A 16,245-nucleotide genomic window follows, 5' to 3' on the forward strand; every position below is an offset into this window, starting at 1 on the left:
AACGCTTGGTCTGCAGATCAGAGCCGGCACCGGGACGACAACGGCAATTCACGCCTGCGTCCACCTCAATACAATTCGCCAAAAAACGGATGGGTTTACCTATAATGATAACCTGTTATATACAATGTTATATTGATGGAGGTCCGGATGGTTGAAGATGTCGTCCGCGCGCTCGGTTATACCACTCTCGGCAGCCGGCTGAAGCGGATCGGGGAGAAATTGCAAGCGCAGACGCAGGAGCTGGCGGAGGTTCTGGGGGATACGGATCTGCCGACGCCGCACAACCCGGTGCTGGCGGCCCTGGACCGGCACGGTCCCCTGAGCATCGGCGATCTTGCCCGCGCACTTGGGCAGAGCCAGCCGGGTGTGACGCGGATGGTCAACAGGATGAAAGCGGACGGGCTCGTCGTGGCGCTGCCCGACGAAAAGGACGGGCGCGTGAGCCGAATTTCCCTGACGGACGCGGGCGCGCGCCTGGTGGCACATTTGAAGTCGACGCTCTGGCCCGCAGCTTTTCTAGCCGTGCAGGATGCCTGCGCGGGGCTCGAAGGGCCACTGCTGGACCAGCTTGCCCAACTGGAAGATGCGCTTTCGGAAACCCCCCTCACCGGGCGCCAGCCGGACACGCCGCTGCCCCATTGGAGCCGTTTCGGCCCGTCGAAGGAGGTCGCCCGATGACACAGGTGTTCAGCCGCACCGTCTGGTCGGCACTGACGTCACGACAGAGCTCCTTTTCGCGCGGCGGTCCCCTCGCCAAGAGGTTCGATCCCGCCGTTTCCCCCTTTGCGGCCTCCCGGGACAATTCCCGTTCGGCGCTGGAGGCCCTGGCGGAGCTGATTGCCCCGGGGGAGGATCATGTCTACCTGCTGCAGGCCGAGGACATTGTCCTGCCCGATGCGCTGGAAGCGGAGGTCACGGCGCTTGGTGTCCTGATGACGGAGCAGCGTCCCGCTGGGTCGACAGGGACGGACACCGGCATTGTTCCGCTGACAGCCAACGACATCGCGGAGATGGTTGCTCTCGCGGAGCTGACAAAACCCGGCCCCTTCACCGCCGGGACGCCCGAGCTCGGGCGGTTCTGGGGTGTGAAGCAGGATGGGCGGCTGGCGGCCATGGCCGGGACCCGTTTGAGCGTGGCCGGCTTCACCGAGGTCAGCGGGATCTGCACCCATCCGGATTTCCGTGGACAAGGGCTGGCCTCCAAGCTTTCCCGCCATGTCGCCGGGGCAATCAGGGCCCAGGGCGATACGCCCTTCCTGCATGCCTATGCGGACAACCACGGCGCGATCGTCCTTTACCGCAAACTCGGCTTTGAAATTCTCAAGGAGGTGAATGTGGCGGTGGTTCGTCACAGATCATGAGCGTGCTGTCTCAAGCGCCGCTGTTATCGTCCCTTTCAGGACTGCCGAGGGATGTGAAGCCTCAGGGGCCGGATCGACAATCCGACGCGGGGCGGATCTTCAAGAAAGCCGGCGCGGGTCCGGTCATCGATCCTTCAGGCCGTACCACCAATATGCGCCCTGCAGGTAAAGCTTGCGGAAAGCCGGGAACGGAAATCTCCTGAACGGTCTCTGCAAGGCCAACGGCAAATCCTGCGGCCGCAGCTTGCCCATGATCAGGCCGGCGACCTTCTCGCCGGAGATGGAGGCCATGGCGATGCCGCTGCCGTGCCAGCCCATCGCGGCATAGAGGCCGGCCGCACCCGGAACCTCACCGACGAAGGGCATCAGCGTGCGGGCAAGACAGACATGTCCGTGCCAGCTGTAGTCCGCCTCGACATGCGCCCAGGCGGGGAACATGGTTTCGAAATCGGAGCGGGCCCGCTTTTTCATCGCCGTCAGCGCCGTGGCGTTCTCGAACAGGCCGCCCCGGGTTCCGAACAGGAAACGCCGGTCCGGCAGCAGCCGGAAATAATGCAGGAGCGTGCGGGTGTCCGCCGCCATCGTCTCCGACCGCCATCCCTGGGCGGCCAGTTCATCATCGCTCAACGGACGTGTCACCTGGATCGACGACATCACCGGCATCGTGCGGCCGTGCAGCCATTTGGGGACATCCTCCCTCGCATAGCCATTGCCCGCCAGAACCACCTTCCGCGAGCGGACAAATCCGTGTTCGGTCTCCAGTCGCCAGCGGTCGCCGTCGCGGCTCAGGGATGTGACCGGAGACTTGCCGAATATCTTGCCACCGCTCTTGCGCACCTGTTCGCCCAGCGCCTGGACATAGACCATCGGGTTCAGCGCAAATCCGTAGGGCACATGCAGCCCGCCGTGAAATCCGGGACCGCCATATCCTTCGCCCTCCAGTTCCTCCCTTGCCAGATAGCGGGCCTTGATACCAAAGGTCTCCTTGAGAAAATCACGTTCGGAACGCAGTCCGGCGGCGTCTTTCGGGCGATGCGCGAGATAGATCTCTCCCTTCGAATGACGCGCGGCATCGACGCTCCAGCTGTCGAGACGCTGGGCGACGAGATTCACCCCGGCCACCTGATAGGCCACGAATTTCCGGGCTTCCTCAAGGCCGAACCTGCGCAGCAACTGATGCGAGTCGAGTTTGGTGCCACCCATGCAGCAGAAACCGCCATTGCGGCCCGACGCACCGTAACCGACATGTTCTGCTTCCAGAACGCAGACCGAGACACCCGCCTGAGCCAGCTTCAGCGCTGCGCTCAAACCGGCGTAGCCACCACCGATCACGGCAACATCGAACAATGCGTTGCCGATCAGTTGCCGGTCGGTCCGGGGCTGGGGGATGCTGGCTTCCCAGTAACTGCCAACCGTGCGGCGCGTTTCCGATTGAGTCTGCAGCATCAGGTCATGGCTCCATGGATAACGGTGATTGCATGAGGAGAACCTGCCGCGAAGCAGGACGCCTCCCTGTCCTGAGAAGCTTGGACGCTCGGAGGAAACATGGGTTTCCATGCCCTCCTGATCGGGGTTTCCCGTTTTTTCTCCGTCGTACAACCCCTGTCAAAATGACCTATATTTCCTGAGCTTTGGTTTCTACTGAAAGTGTAAATCGTTTTAAACCGTCCCGATTTCGTTGTAAGCCCCATAACCTAGATCCCGAGCCTGTCGCGCAGGGAAAACCAGGTCATCGCCAGAACCAGCAGCGGAAAGCGGAGCCGATCGCCGCCCGGGAATGCCGGTATGCCGAGTTTTTCAAAAGCCTCGAAGCGGCCGGCCGTTCCCGCGACCGCTTCCGCCAGGATCTGCCCGCCCAGGGTGGCCATGGCCACCCCGTGGCCGGAATAGCCCGAAGCCGTGAAAACATTGGCGGCGGGCCGGGCAAAATACGGCATGCGTTTGGGCGTAATCGCCAGGGTCCCGCCCCATCCATAGTCGAGGGCCGCGTCCTTGAGCTGCGGGAAGATCTCCAGCATCGGTCCGCGTACGAAGGACCTGATGTCCTTGGGGAAACGGTAGCCGTAGTTTTCGCCGCCGCCGAACAGCAGGCGGCGGTCGGCGGAAAGCCGGAAATAGTTGATGACGAACTTGCTGTCCGCCACGGCAACATTGTTGCGGATGATCCCTGCCGCTTCGTCCGGCGAAAAAGGCTCCGTCGCGACGATGAAATTGTTGATCGGCATCACATGGGCAGCCGTCTTCCGATCCAGCCGACCAAGATAGCCGTTGCAGGCCAGGATCAGATGATCGGCACGCACTTCCCCCCGGTCGGTCTTGACCGTGACACGCCCCTGTCCCCGGCCCTCCCCCTCGATGCCGGTGACCCGGGTTTCCTCGAACAGCTTCGCGCCGGCGCTTTCCGCCGCCCGGCCAAGGCCGAGCGCGAAATTGAGCGGATGGAGATGACCGGCGCCCGTATCGAGCGCACCGCCGAAATAGCGCGGACTGCCGACAAGCTCGCCGATCTCGTCGCCGTCAATGAAGCGGATGTGCTCGTAGCCGTAGGCCAGACGCAGATGCTCGACATAGTCCCGTGTGTCCTCGACGAAGCTCCTGCGGTGATCAGCATGGAGAACCCCCGGGGTATAGTCGCAGGCGATGTCATGCCGGGCAATCAGTTGCTTCACCAGCGCCTTGGACTCTTCGGCAAGGTCCCACAGCAGTTTCGCATGGGGCTTGCCATGCCGTTCTTCCAGAACCGTCTGCTCGACCCGCTGCCCCGAACCGACCTGCCCCCCGTTGCGGCCGGATGCGCCCCAGCCGATCCGGTTGGCTTCCAGCAGGCAGACATCCAGTCCCCGTTCTGCCAGATGCAGCGCCGCCGACAGGCCCGTGTAGCCGCCGCCGACCACGCAGACATCGCAGGACTGCGAACCATGAAGAGACGGATGCGATGTCTGCCAGTTGGCGGTTGCCGCATAATAGGATGGGGCATGCTGGCCGGGAGAATCATTCGCCGTCAGGAGATCAAGCGCTGTGAACATGTGCGATCACCGACTCCTTTGGACCGCTGTTATAATAAGGTTGATATGTTGCCCGGTCCAAGGCATCACCTTCCCTTGTTCAGATTTCAGTTTCAAGATGAAATCTGTTTACGGAGGGAAGGTATTCGCGTGCGTTTGCAAGCTCTTGATCCTCCCCTAACGTCAGGTTGAGCGCAGCACCGCTGCCGAGACCCGAAAGGAAGGCAACGCCGTGTTCGGTCCTGTTGAACATCCCTGGTTCGATCCGCTCTGGAGACGATATCTGCTCGTGGCCGTCTGTGCCGCCTGGGCCGGTGTGGAATACTATTTCGGCAGCACCACCTGGTTCTATTTGACGCTGGGAATCACCGTCTATGCGGGCTGGTCGTTCCTTTACTACTACAAGGGGCCGGACCATCCGTCGCGAAATTCCCCGCCCGCCCCCGAACAGGACGAGGACTGAGCCTCCGCAGGCCGGTTTGTCTGTCCGGCCCGGGAGCCCTCCAGCCGCCTGACTCCGCGCAAGCGCTCGTCCCCTGCCGCAGCACTCGCGGCCCCGGAAGCCAGATCCAGGCGGGGGACTGCTCGCCCCTCAGCCCTTCATTTCGCGGATCATCCAGTTGCAGAACAGCTGCGCGTCCGGACTGAGTGCCTGGAGCGGTCCGGAGGTGACCAGAAAATAGCTGTGCCGGCTCTTGAGCTGCCTGGAAGACGAGCGGACCAGGCGCCCGTCCTCCAGATAGGGCTGTGCCAGGGTCTCCAGAACGAGGGCATGGCCGTGCCCCCGGGCGGCAAGCTCCAGAGCCGACAGGCTCTGGTCCACCTGCAAGCCGTTGCGCGACGGCACCGCGTGACCGAAACTCCTGAAGAAGCTTTCCCAGGTATCGACCACTCCCATGATGTCGAGACGGGTTGCCCGGGCGAGAGCGTCCACTTCCCTTGGCCCCGCGTCGAGCGCCAGATCGGGATGACAGACCGGAATCACCGGGTCGTTGTGCAGAAATTCCACTGCTCCATCAGTCCAGGCCCCATCCCCGAAGCGCACGTCGATGTCGAACAGGTCCGGATTGAGAACTTCCGCCCAGGAGGCGGAAATCATCTGAAGGTCAATTCCCGGATGCGCGTCCTGAAACGCCTTCAGGCGCGGGATCATCCACAGGTGGCCGAAGCTGTTCAGGCAGCGGAACCGGACCGGCTTGCGATGCCGTTCCCCGAACACCGAGACCGTTGCGATGGAAAGATCGGAAAAGGCCTTTTCGACGCTGGGAAGATAGGTCTGGCCAAGCCGTGTCAGAACCACTTCCCTGTGTACACGGTCGAAGAGCGGATAACCGAGCTGCTGCTCCAACTGGCGGACCTGGTAGCTGACAGCCGCGGGCGTGATCAGCAGTTCTTCCGCCGCGCGGGTGAAATTGCCGAGCCGGGCGGACGCCTCGAAGGCGCGCAGCCAGGAAAGCGGGGGCAGATTATAGGCCATGCCGGTATCCCGGTGTGCGCATTCTTTCCATCTCCGGTTCGTGCACGTTCATCGGATCATCCGCATATAAACAGCTTTCTCTTTCAAATTTTTTCAAGGCTATATCAAAAAATTTTTCGTTTCATGTTTTGCCGCGCTTCCCGGAAACTCGCTTCCACAGCAGTCATCATGGCAGTCCGGCACATGGAAAAGGTCGATTACATCATCGTTGGAGCGGGGTCTGCCGGATGCATTCTGGCGGAGCGGTTAAGCACCGACCCGCAAACCAGCGTCCTGCTTCTGGAAGCAGGAGGGCCGGACACATCTCCCTGGGTGTCCCTGCCGCTCGGCTATGGCAAACTCACCACCGACCCGAAGCGGACCTGGCGCTTCATGACGGAGCCGGACGAAGGTCTGGGCGGACGCAGTATCTACTGGCCGCGCGGCCGTCTGGTGGGCGGATCCGGATCCATCAACGCCATGGTCTATTGCCGTGGCCTGCCCGGCGATTTCGAGGACTGGGCAAGCTCCGGCGCCGTCGGCTGGGCCTGGCAAGACGTGAAATCCGCCTTCGAGCGCCTTGAAACCAAGGTGACCCCGCTCGGCGAAAAGCAGGGCAAGGGGCTCATCCATGTCCAGAACATCACCAACCAGATTCACAAGGTGAACCGGCACTTTCATGCGGCGGTCAGGGAGATCGGCCTGCCCTGGTCGGACGATTTCAACGGTGACGATCCCGAAGGCGGCGGCATCTATCATATCAACACCCGGGACGGCCGGCGCTGTTCGTCGGCCCGCGCCTTCCTGCGGCCAGCCCTTGCCCGCCGCAACCTCACGGTCCGCACCAATGCCCAGGCCAGGCGCATCCTGTTTTCAGGCAAAACCGCGCAGGGTATCGAGCTGCTCACCGGCGAGACGCTTTTCGCCCGGCGCGAGGTGATCCTGTCAGCGGGGGCCATCGGATCGCCGCAGCTGCTGCAGGTTTCCGGTATCGGTCCGGGCAGGCTGCTGAACGGGCTCGGCATTCCGGTGCTGCATGACAATGAGAATGTCGGTGGCAATCTTCAGGACCATCTGGCTGCCAATTTCACCTTCCGTGCCCGGGAAGCGACGCTCAATGCCGTGCTGCGCCCGCTGCTCGGCAAGGCCCTCGCCGCCCTCCAGTATGCGGCGACCCGCAAGGGACCGCTCTCACTGTCGGTGAACCAGTGCGGCGGGTTCCTGAGGTCGCGCCACGACCTCGACCGGCCGGACCAGCAGCTCTATTTCAATCCGATCAGCTACCGGATGGTGCCCTCCCGGAGCGGCTCACGGCTGACCGTCGATCCCTTCAACGGCTTCATCATCTGCGCCCAGCCGGCGCGGCCAACCAGCCGGGGACGTATCGAGATCAGGAGCGCCGACAGCACGGTTGCGCCGGCCATCCGGCCGAATTCCCTTGCGACGGAAGAGGACCGGCAGACAGTCATCGACGGCGGCAGACTGTGCCAGAAGCTGATGTCCAGCAAGGCGCTGAGCGCACTCGTGGAAGGCTCCGTTGCGCCGCATCTGTCCGACCTGGACGACGACGGCATCCTGGCTGATTTCCGCAGCCGGGCGAGCACCGTCTTCCATCCGGTTTCCACCTGCCGCATGGGCGAGGACCGCGAGACGGCCGTCGTCGACAGCCGCCTGAAGGTCCATGGCATCGACCGGCTGCGTGTTGTCGATGCCTCCGCCTTTCCGAACATCACCTCCGGCAATACCAACGCCCCCACCATGATGCTGGCCCTCAAGGGGGCAGATCTCATACTCGAAGACCAAGGACGGGACATACAATGACGGTCCAGGACATCGCCCAAGACTATCTGACAACGGGAAAGCTGCCGTCCCTGCCCGACGGCCATTTCATCGACGGCCGGGTCACGCCCGCCTCCGACAGGAAGATGGCAAGTTACGATCCCGCGCGCGCGGAAGCCTTCGCCGAGTTTTCACTGGGCACCGGGGCGGACATGGACAGGGCCATTGCCGCCGCCGACAAGGCCGCGAAACTCTGGCGCGCCGTTGCGCCCGCCGAACGCTGCCGCATCCTGAACGCCGCCGCCCGTGTGCTGCGGGAAAATGCCGACAGGCTTTCGGTCCTGGAAGTGGTCGACAGCGGCAAGACCCTCGCGGAGGCCTCCGGCGACGTTCAGGCATCGGCACGCCTGTTCGAATATTACGCCGGCGCCGCCGACAAGCTGGATGGCCGGTCCGTCAATCTGGGCCCGCCCTATACCGCCTTCACCGTGCGCGAACCGGTCGGAGTTACAGGGCATATCATTCCCTGGAACTATCCCACCTCGACCTTCGCGCGCGGTGTTGCCCCCGCTCTGGCCGCCGGATGTTCCGTCGTGGCGAAACCCGCCGAAACCACACCGTTCACGGCGCTGGTGATGGCACAGCTCCTGTCGGAAGCCGGTGTGCCGGACGGGCTGGTGAATGTGGTGACCGGACTGGGCGCCGATGTCGGCGCGCAGATGGCCCAGGATCCGCGCATCAAGCAGCTCACCTTCACCGGCTCCGTCACGACCGGTGTCAATGTGGCACGCATGGCCGCCCCGAATATCACCCGCCTGACGCTGGAACTCGGCGGCAAGTCGCCGTTGATCGCTTTCGAAGATGCGGATCCGGAAAAGGTCGCCGACGGTGCCTACTGGGCGATTTTCTCCAACTCCGGCCAGATCTGCTCGGCCGGGTCGCGCCTTGTCGTGCACAGCTCGATCCGCGACGAGGTCCTTGCCATTCTCACGGAACGGGCACGGAAGATCAGGACCGGGCATGGCCTGAGCGCCCCGGACATGGGGGCGATCAATTCCGACCTGCATCTGTCCCGCATCAAGGCTCATGTTGACGCCGCCAAGGCTCGCGGCGCCAATATCCTCACCGGCGGCGACATGACAACCGATGCGGAGACCGGCAAGGGCTGGTTCTTCGAGCCGACGATCATTGCCGATCTGGAGCCCGGTGACCCGGTCGTCCAGGAAGAGATCTTCGGACCGGTTCTGGCCGTGCAGACTTTCGAGACGGAAGAAGAAGCCGTGATGCTCGCCAACGGCACGGACTTCGGTCTGGTCGCCAGTGTCTACACCCGTGACGTGGGCCGGTCGATGCGTGTTGCCGCAGCCCTGGACTGCGGGCAGGTTTCCGTCAATGACTATTGGGCAGGCGGCCTGGAACTGCCCTTCGGCGGCAACGGGAAATCCGGCTACGGACGCGAAAAGGGCTGGGAAGGCCTGGACGCATATACCAAGGTGAAATCGATCACCATCAGCAACGCAAGCTAAACGGTTCCAAATGAAACTCGACCAAATCGAGACCTTTGTCGTCCAGAACCCTCCGCCGCGCCACGGGGGCCGCTATTTCATCTTCGTCAAGCTGGTGACGGCCTGCGGTATCACCGGCTACGGCGAAATCTACAACGCCACCTTCGGCCCGCATCTCGTGGCCGAAATGGCGAAAGACGTCTTCCGGCGCCAGTTCGAGGGCGAGGATCCCCATCATATCGAAAAGCTCTGGCGCAAGACCTATGGCGCCGGCTACACGCTGCGGCCGGATGTGACGGTGATGGGCGTGCTGTCCGGGCTGGAAATGGCCTGCTGGGACATCATCGGCAAGGCGGCCGGCAAGCCCGCCTACGAACTTTTGGGTGGCAAGGTGCACGAGCGGCTGCGCACCTACACCTATCTCTACCCGGCCGACGGCGATGTCTATCCGGACCCGGCCCTGCCGAATGTCTACAACGATCCGGACATGGCCGCAGCCGTTGCGCTCAAGGCCGTCGACCAGGGCTTCACGGCGGTGAAGTTCGATCCCGCCGGCGCCTACACGATCTATGACGGCCATCAGCCGAGCCTGGAGGATCTAGACCGGTCGGAAGGCTTCTGCCGGGCGATCCGGGACGCCGTCGGAACCAGGGCCGACCTGCTGTTCGGCACCCACGGCCAGTTCACCGTCTCGGGCGCCAAGCGCATGGCGCGCCGGCTGGAAGCCTACGATCCGCTGTGGTTCGAAGAACCCATTCCGCCGGAACGGCCCGAGGACATGGCGGAAGTTGCCCGCTACACATCCATCCCCGTTGCAACCGGCGAACGGCTCTGCACCAAATACGAATTCTCCAGGGTTCTGGAGACGGGAGCTGCGGCCATTCTCCAGATGAACCTCGGCCGGGTCGGAGGGCTTCTGGAGGGCAAGAAGATCGCCGGCATGGCGGAATGTCATTCCGCGCAGATCGCGCCGCATCTCTACTGCGGTCCGCTGGTCGCCCTGGCCAATATCCAGCTGGCCACCTGCAGCCCGAATTTCCTTGTGCTGGAATCGATCCGCACCTTCGACGGTTTCTATGCCGATCTTCTGAAAACGCCGATCCGCTGGGAGGACGGCTACGTCATTCCGTCAGGCGAGCCGGGGCTCGGACACGACCTCAACGAAGAGGTCGCGCGCGCCAATCCCTATACGGGCGATGAGCTGCATCTCGGACTTCAGGAAAGCCCTGCCCTGCCGCTTTAGGCCGGCCAGCCGGAGGCGGTGCCCAGAGGAAGGCTGAAGTCGGTCTTCCCGCCGGGGACCGGCGGAGGGCCGCGAGATCATGCGACCTGGCTGACGAAGCGGATTTTGTCTGTCTTGCCAGCGGTGGCATCCACGGACCGGTTCGCCTCGGGCCCCGCGACCAGTTGCCGGATCTTGTCGACCGGCATCGGCCTTCCGAACAGGAACCCCTGGACTTCGTCACACCCCTGCGCGGCCAGGAAACAGAGCTGCTCCTCCGTCTCCACGCCTTCCGCGAGAACCGGGATGTCGAGGCTCTCAGCCAGGATGATCGTCGCCTTCACGATGGCTTCGGACTGCTTGTTGAGGCCCAGATCCTTGACGAAGTCCCGGTCGATCTTGATCTTGTCGAAGGGAAATGCCTGCAGGGTGGCAAGCGAGGAGTATCCGGTGCCGTAGTCGTCCATGACGATACCGACCCCCAGGCGTTTAAGCTGGTGAATGATCTGAAGGGCCTGAGACGTGTCGGCAATGATGCCGGTTTCGGTGATCTCCAGTTCCAGACGGGCCGGATCCAGCCCGCTGCGTTTAAGAGTGCGTTCCACGAATTTCGGGAACTTGCCGTCGGAAAGTTGCATCTGAGCGATGTTCACGGCGATCTTGAGCGGTGTCTGCCAGGAAGCCGCCTCAAGGCAGGCCGTGCGGAGAACCCATGCGCCGATATCGGGGATGAGCCCGTTTTCCTCCGCAATCGGAATGAACTCTGACGGCGGCACCTTGCCACGCCTCGGATGATTCCAGCGCAGCAGTACTTCCGTGCCGGTCACGTCCCGTGTCACCACGTTGTTCTGCAGCTGATAATGGAGTTCGAATTCACCGTTTTTCAGCGCATTGCGCAGATCCATGGCCAGAGCGCTGCGGTCGCGGGTCTGCTGATCCTGATCCGCATCGTAGCAGACGGCGGTGTTGCCGCCGTCCCTCTTGGCACGGCGCATCGCCCGTTCCGCCGCCTCCAGAAGCTGCCCCCCGGACGACGCATGATCCGGATAAATGGCATAACCGGCACTGCCGCCAATGCAGATTTCCTCGTCCTGCCACGTCATCGGCCGGGAGACGAGCGCCTGCACCCGCTTGCAGAATTCGAGTATATAACCTCGGTTGTAGACAGGTTTTCCGACTATGACGAACTCGTCCCCGCCGAGCCTGGCAACAAATTCGCCCGGATCCAGATTTCCGGACAGGCATCTGGCAACATGGCGCAGCAATGCGTCGCCGCCGGAATAGCCGAGAACCTCGTTGATCTCCATGAATCTGGTCAGATTGCAGTTCATCACGACGACGCGCGCATTGTCATTGCCGGTCCTGGAAAGCAGACCCTCCAGATGCCTGTCGAGAGCCCGGCGGTTCGGCAAACCGGTCATCGGGTCATGATGGGCCATGTAATGCAGCTTGTTGTCGGCATCCTGAGCGTTCGCGGAATCGATCGAATAGGTGATCAATGCCGACAGCATGAGGATTGCCATGGTGAACACGACGGCTATTCCGACAAGCTGGTTGGACACGAGGTCCTTGACGCCGCCGTCCAGCCGCAGCGGAACGACCTCCACTCCGGCCATGGCGACAAAATGCATGCTGGCGACGGCAAGCATGAAGCTGAGCACCGCACCGTATTTACAGAAACGCGTCGTCGGTCGCGCCACACGGTTGGTGGCGATCATTCCGAATACACAGGACAGGATGACGGAGGTGACCAGAAACGGTGTGGAGAACGTGAGGAACCCGGAGACTTTCATTGCCTCGATGCCGATCAAGTGCATGACCGCGATGGTCGCGCCGAACACCAGCCCGCCCAACTCGATCAGCGCCGATCTTTGCGAGAGGCTGCTGATCAGGAGTCCGGCAGTCGTGCCGGACACCGCAACGAGAAGCGAGACTGCGGTCATCCCGGGATCGTAGCCCAGAATGAACGGGCTCTCGTAGGCGATCATGGAGACAAAATGGGTGCTCCAGATCGCGCCTCCGGCGATCAGACCGCACAGCAGCAGCCACATGTATTTGAGCGCCCCCTGCGTGCGGCGGACTCTTGTGTAAAGATGGATGGACAGAGCCGCGCCGACTGTCAGTATTAATACAGCCAGGACAACAAAAATCGGGTCATGCTCGAAAGCAATGCAGGAAAGGACAGTCAGCATCTTTTACTCCAGAAGATCCAGACTACCTTTTTCTCCTACGGAAGTTGTAAAGAGCCCTCTCTGAAAGACGACATCAATAACGAAAGGTAAAGCAACACAACCCCATGAAATCAAAAGGCTATCCAGGTGCGGGAACATATTTCCCCGCAGCACCGTATTGGCTCAAATTTTAGGTATTTACCATTCGCCCCGACGAAGGGCAGACCGCTCTGCCAGCCCATCGTCAGCCGGTCAGGCCAGAACGCCCGGACCGGCGCAACCGGAGCGCGTCAGACGCGCCCGGCACCCGTGCATCAGACCGCCGTTTTGGCCTTGAACTCACTACGGCGGCGGTGGAGGACCGGCTCGGTATAGCCGTTCGGCTGTTTCGTCCCTTCCAGCACCAGCTCGCAGGCCGCCTGAAAGGCGACGGACCCGTCGAAATCCGCTGCCATGGGACGGTAATCGGGATCGCCGGCATTCTGACCGTCGACCACGGCCGCCATGCGTTTCATGGTTTCCATGACCTGGTCCCTGCTCACCACACCGTGATGCAGCCAGTTGGCGATGTGCTGCGAGGAAATACGCAAGGTCGCCCGGTCTTCCATGAGGCCGATATTGTTGATGTCGGGAACCTTGGAACAGCCGATGCCCTGCTCCACCCAGCGCACGACATATCCCAGAATGCCCTGGGCGTTGTTGTCGAGCTCGGCCTGGATATCCTCCGGCGTCCAGTTCGGCCGCGCGGCAATGGGAATGGACAGGATGTCCTCCAGCCTTGCGCTTTCACGGGATTTCAGCTCGGCCTGCCGCTGCGCGACGGAGACCTTGTGGTAATGCAGGGCGTGCAGAGTGGCCGCCGTGGGGGACGGCACCCATGCGGTGTTCGCCCCCGCCAGCGGATGGCCGATCTTCTGTTCCAGCATCGCATGCATCAGATCCGGCATCGCCCACATGCCCTTGCCGATCTGGGCATGTCCGGGCAGGCCGCAGGCCAGTCCCACATCCACATTGTTGTTTTCATACGCGGTGATCCAGGTCGATGCCTTCATGTCGCCCTTGCGGATCATCGGCCCGGCTTCCATGGAAGTGTGCATTTCGTCGCCGGTCCGGTCCAGGAAGCCGGTGTTGATGAAGAACACCCGATCCTTCGCCTGGCGGATGCATTCCTTCAGGTTCACCGTGGTGCGGCGTTCCTCGTCCATGATGCCCATCTTGAGGGTATTGCGCTCCATGCCGAGCGCATCCTCGACCCGGTCGAAAATCCGCGAGGCGAAGGCCACTTCCTCCGGGCCGTGCATCTTCGGCTTGACGATATAGACAGAACCGGCGCGGCTGTTGGTTTCCCGCCCGTTCGGGCCGATATCGTGCAGCGCGATCAGCGACGTGATCATCGTGTCCAGAAGACCTTCGGGCACTTCGTTGCCATCCCTGTCGAGCACCGCGTCGATGGTCATCAGATGACCGACGTTGCGCACCAGGAGCAACGAGCGGCCGTGAAGCGTCACGGCGCTGCCGTCCGGGGCCGTGTAGTGCCGGTCCCCATGCATGCGCCGGGTCACGGTTTCACCGCCCTTTTCGAAGGTCTCTTCCAGGTCGCCCTTCATCAGGCCAAGCCAGTTGCTGTAGACGACCACCTTGTCCTGCGCATCGACCGCGGCCACGGAATCCTCGCAGTCCATGATCGTCGACATGGCGGATTCCAGAACGATATCGGAAATATGGGCCTTGTCGGTGCGGCCGATCGGATGGCGCGCATCGATATTGATTTCCAGATGCAGGCCGTTCTTGACCAGCAGAACCTTGTAAGGCGAACTTGCCTCGCCGGAGAACCCGACGAACTGTTCCGCGTTGGCCAGAGACGCCGCACCGCTTTCCGTCGTGATCTGCAGCGCTCCACCGTCCACGGCCAGACCGGTGACGCCCGACCAGCTTCCATGGGTGAGCGGTGCCGCCTCGTCCAGCGCCTTGCGGGCGAAGGCAATGACCTCCGCACCGCGCGCTTCGTCATATCCGCCACCCTGCGGCCGGCTGCCCATGGCGTCCGTCCCGTAGAGCGCGTCATAGAGCGACCCCCAACGGGAATTGGCCGCGTTCAGGGCATAGCGCGCATTCATCACCGGGACGACGAGCTGCGGACCGGCCACTTCGCCGATTTCCGGGTCGACATTGGCGGTCCCGACTTCGAAATCGCCCTCTTCCGGAACCAGATAGCCGATTTCCTCGAGGAAGGATTTGTAGGCCCCCATGTCCGGAACGCCCGGATTGGCCTTGTGCCAGGCGTCGATCCTTGCCTGCAGGGCGTCGCGTTTTTCCAGCAGAGCCCGGTTGACCGGAGCCAGGTCGTGGATCAGCGCGGAGAGGCTTTTCCAGAAATGCTCCTGATCGACGCCGGTCTCCGGCAGGGCTTTGGTGTTGATGAACTCGAAGAGAACCTCGGCGACTTTCAATCCATGGACATCGATCCGGCCGGTCATGTTTGTCTCCCTGCAATCCGCATGGTCCGGGGTCACGCCCCGGGCTGCTCCGCCATTTTAAAACCGATCGACTTGCGGACCGGCAACCGATTTCGGCGCAGGTCAGTCGATCTTTCACTTTGCCTGTGTTGTGGGGTGAAAGACGGCGGGCGTCAATTGGCCGGCTTCGCCCATGACTTTTTCCATTTCAGAAACAATCCGCACCATTATCGCCCCAGGGACGGGTTCGATTTTGAACAGAAGGCCCTTTCGGTCCCTTCAAACTTCCAGTACCGATGTCAGTATCAACACCGCATTTCGCGGAAAGGTTCCTATGGTTGCGATTGCGAGACGACTTGGCGGGCTGACATACGGCAACGCCATACTGATGCTTGGCCTCACCGCCCTGTTCTTCGGTGGCAACACCGTTGCCGGACGACTGGCCGTTGGCGAGGTTTCCCCCATGGTGGTGGTTTTCCTGCGCTGGGTCATTGTCGTCGGTGTCCTCGTGCCGTTCCTCTGGAGACGTATCCGCGCGGAATGGCCCGTCATGCGGCCTTATCTGCTGCGCATGGTTCTGATGGCGGTTTTCGGTTTTGTCGGCTTCAACACCCTTTTCTACATTGCGGCCACGCGGACAACGGCGGTCAATCTCGGGATCATCCAGGGATCCATTCCGATTTTCGTACTGATCGGTTCCGTTATCGCATTCGGCACCGGCGTCCGGGTGCTGCAGGTCCTCGGCATCCTGTTGACGCTTGCCGGTGTGACACTGGTTGCCTCACAGGGGCATCTCGACACCCTTCTGGTGCTCGCCGTGAACCCGGGCGACGGCGTCATGCTGATCGCCTGCGTGCTTTATTCGGGGTATACTCTTGCGCTCAGGAACAGGCCTCAGGTCTCCGGACTCGTATTCTTTTCCGTGCTCTCGGTCATTTCGGCGTTTACCTCCATACCCGGCCTTGTCTTCGAACTGACATCCGGCACGGCGCAATGGCCGACCCTCCAGGGGTGGCTGGTTGTCCTCTATATTTCGCTGTTTCCGTCCTGCCTGGCACAGATCTTCTTCATGCGAGGCGTGGAACTGATCGGTCCGGCGCGGGCCGGTGTCTTTATCAATCTCGTTCCCATATTCGCAGCCATTCTTGCAGTCTCGATCCTCGGAGAACCCTTCAGGTGGCATCACGGCCTGGCCCTGACCCTGGTTCTGGGCGGTATCTGGCTTTCGGAACGCAAGGCAGCCGCCAGGCAAGGCGGGACGGCTGCAGGCAGAGCCCGGTAGCCCCGGAA

General features: G+C 62.1%; 12 protein-coding genes. 7 read left to right on the top strand and 5 right to left on the bottom strand.

The window, feature by feature from the left end:
• Window positions 1–147: 147 nt before the first annotated feature.
• Window positions 148–678, top strand: a complete 531-nt coding sequence (locus tag DCO57_RS03520) for a MarR family transcriptional regulator (protein WP_116697480.1) — start codon at window positions 148–150, stop codon at window positions 676–678.
• Window positions 675–1,361 carry a GNAT family N-acetyltransferase gene (locus DCO57_RS03525; protein ID WP_116697481.1) on the top strand — a complete coding sequence of 229 codons (687 nt, stop codon included), beginning with the start codon at window positions 675–677 and terminating at the stop codon, window positions 1,359–1,361. Before DCO57_RS03520 ends, DCO57_RS03525 begins: the two co-directional genes overlap by 4 nt.
• Before the next feature lie 123 nt (window positions 1,362–1,484).
• Here the strand turns inward: DCO57_RS03525 and DCO57_RS03530 are convergent, their stop codons facing one another.
• Complete coding sequence (locus DCO57_RS03530; protein WP_116697717.1) at window positions 1,485–2,807, bottom strand: FAD-binding oxidoreductase; 1,323 nt, start codon at window positions 2,805–2,807, stop codon at window positions 1,485–1,487.
• A gap of 248 nt (window positions 2,808–3,055) precedes the next feature.
• Window positions 3,056–4,387 carry an FAD-binding oxidoreductase gene (locus DCO57_RS03535; protein WP_116697482.1) on the bottom strand — a complete coding sequence of 444 codons (1,332 nt, stop codon included), beginning with the start codon at window positions 4,385–4,387 and terminating at the stop codon, window positions 3,056–3,058.
• A 211-nt stretch (window positions 4,388–4,598) separates the two neighbouring features.
• On the opposite strand from DCO57_RS03535, the gene DCO57_RS03540 reads away from it, so the two are divergent.
• Window positions 4,599–4,829 (top strand): hypothetical protein, encoded by a 231-nt coding sequence (locus DCO57_RS03540; protein WP_116697483.1) that lies wholly within the window; start codon window positions 4,599–4,601, stop codon window positions 4,827–4,829.
• A 129-nt stretch (window positions 4,830–4,958) separates the two neighbouring features.
• Here the strand turns inward: DCO57_RS03540 and DCO57_RS03545 are convergent, their stop codons facing one another.
• Window positions 4,959–5,843, bottom strand: a complete 885-nt coding sequence (locus tag DCO57_RS03545) for a LysR substrate-binding domain-containing protein (protein WP_116697484.1) — start codon at window positions 5,841–5,843, stop codon at window positions 4,959–4,961.
• Between the two features lie 183 nt (window positions 5,844–6,026).
• Here DCO57_RS03545 and DCO57_RS03550 point away from each other — a divergent pair, with 183 nt between their 5' ends.
• From DCO57_RS03550 to DCO57_RS03560, 3 genes are read left to right on the top strand one after another with little or no spacing between them, the layout of a single operon-like run.
• Window positions 6,027–7,643 (top strand): GMC family oxidoreductase N-terminal domain-containing protein, encoded by a 1,617-nt coding sequence (locus tag DCO57_RS03550; protein ID WP_116697718.1) that lies wholly within the window; start codon window positions 6,027–6,029, stop codon window positions 7,641–7,643.
• On the top strand, window positions 7,640–9,127 hold the full coding sequence (locus DCO57_RS03555) for an aldehyde dehydrogenase family protein (RefSeq protein ID WP_116697485.1): 1,488 nt from the start codon (window positions 7,640–7,642) through the stop codon (window positions 9,125–9,127). The genes DCO57_RS03550 and DCO57_RS03555 overlap by 4 nt, the downstream gene beginning before the upstream one ends.
• A 10-nt stretch (window positions 9,128–9,137) precedes the next feature.
• A complete protein-coding gene (locus DCO57_RS03560) occupies window positions 9,138–10,349 on the top strand; it encodes a mandelate racemase/muconate lactonizing enzyme family protein (protein WP_116697486.1) in 1,212 nt (403 codons plus the stop codon).
• Window positions 10,350–10,426: 77 nt separating this feature from the next.
• Here the strand turns inward: DCO57_RS03560 and DCO57_RS03565 are convergent, their stop codons facing one another.
• Together DCO57_RS03565 and DCO57_RS03570 are read right to left on the bottom strand one after the other, a co-directional pair.
• The gene (locus tag DCO57_RS03565; protein ID WP_116697487.1) at window positions 10,427–12,520 is read right to left on the bottom strand and encodes an EAL domain-containing protein; all 2,094 of its coding nucleotides are present in this window, start codon (window positions 12,518–12,520) and stop codon (window positions 10,427–10,429) included.
• Window positions 12,521–12,813: 293 nt separating this feature from the next.
• Window positions 12,814–14,976 carry a malate synthase G gene (locus DCO57_RS03570; RefSeq protein WP_116697488.1) on the bottom strand — a complete coding sequence of 721 codons (2,163 nt, stop codon included), beginning with the start codon at window positions 14,974–14,976 and terminating at the stop codon, window positions 12,814–12,816.
• A 313-nt stretch (window positions 14,977–15,289) separates the two neighbouring features.
• On the opposite strand from DCO57_RS03570, the gene DCO57_RS03575 reads away from it, so the two are divergent.
• Window positions 15,290–16,237: a DMT family transporter gene (locus DCO57_RS03575; RefSeq protein ID WP_205756073.1), complete on the top strand. Its 948-nt coding sequence runs from the start codon at window positions 15,290–15,292 to the stop codon at window positions 16,235–16,237.
• Window positions 16,238–16,245: the final 8 nt, after the last annotated feature.

The sequence above is a fragment of the Labrenzia sp. 011 genome (assembly GCF_003075075.1).
Classification (GTDB): domain Bacteria; phylum Pseudomonadota; class Alphaproteobacteria; order Rhizobiales; family Stappiaceae; genus Roseibium.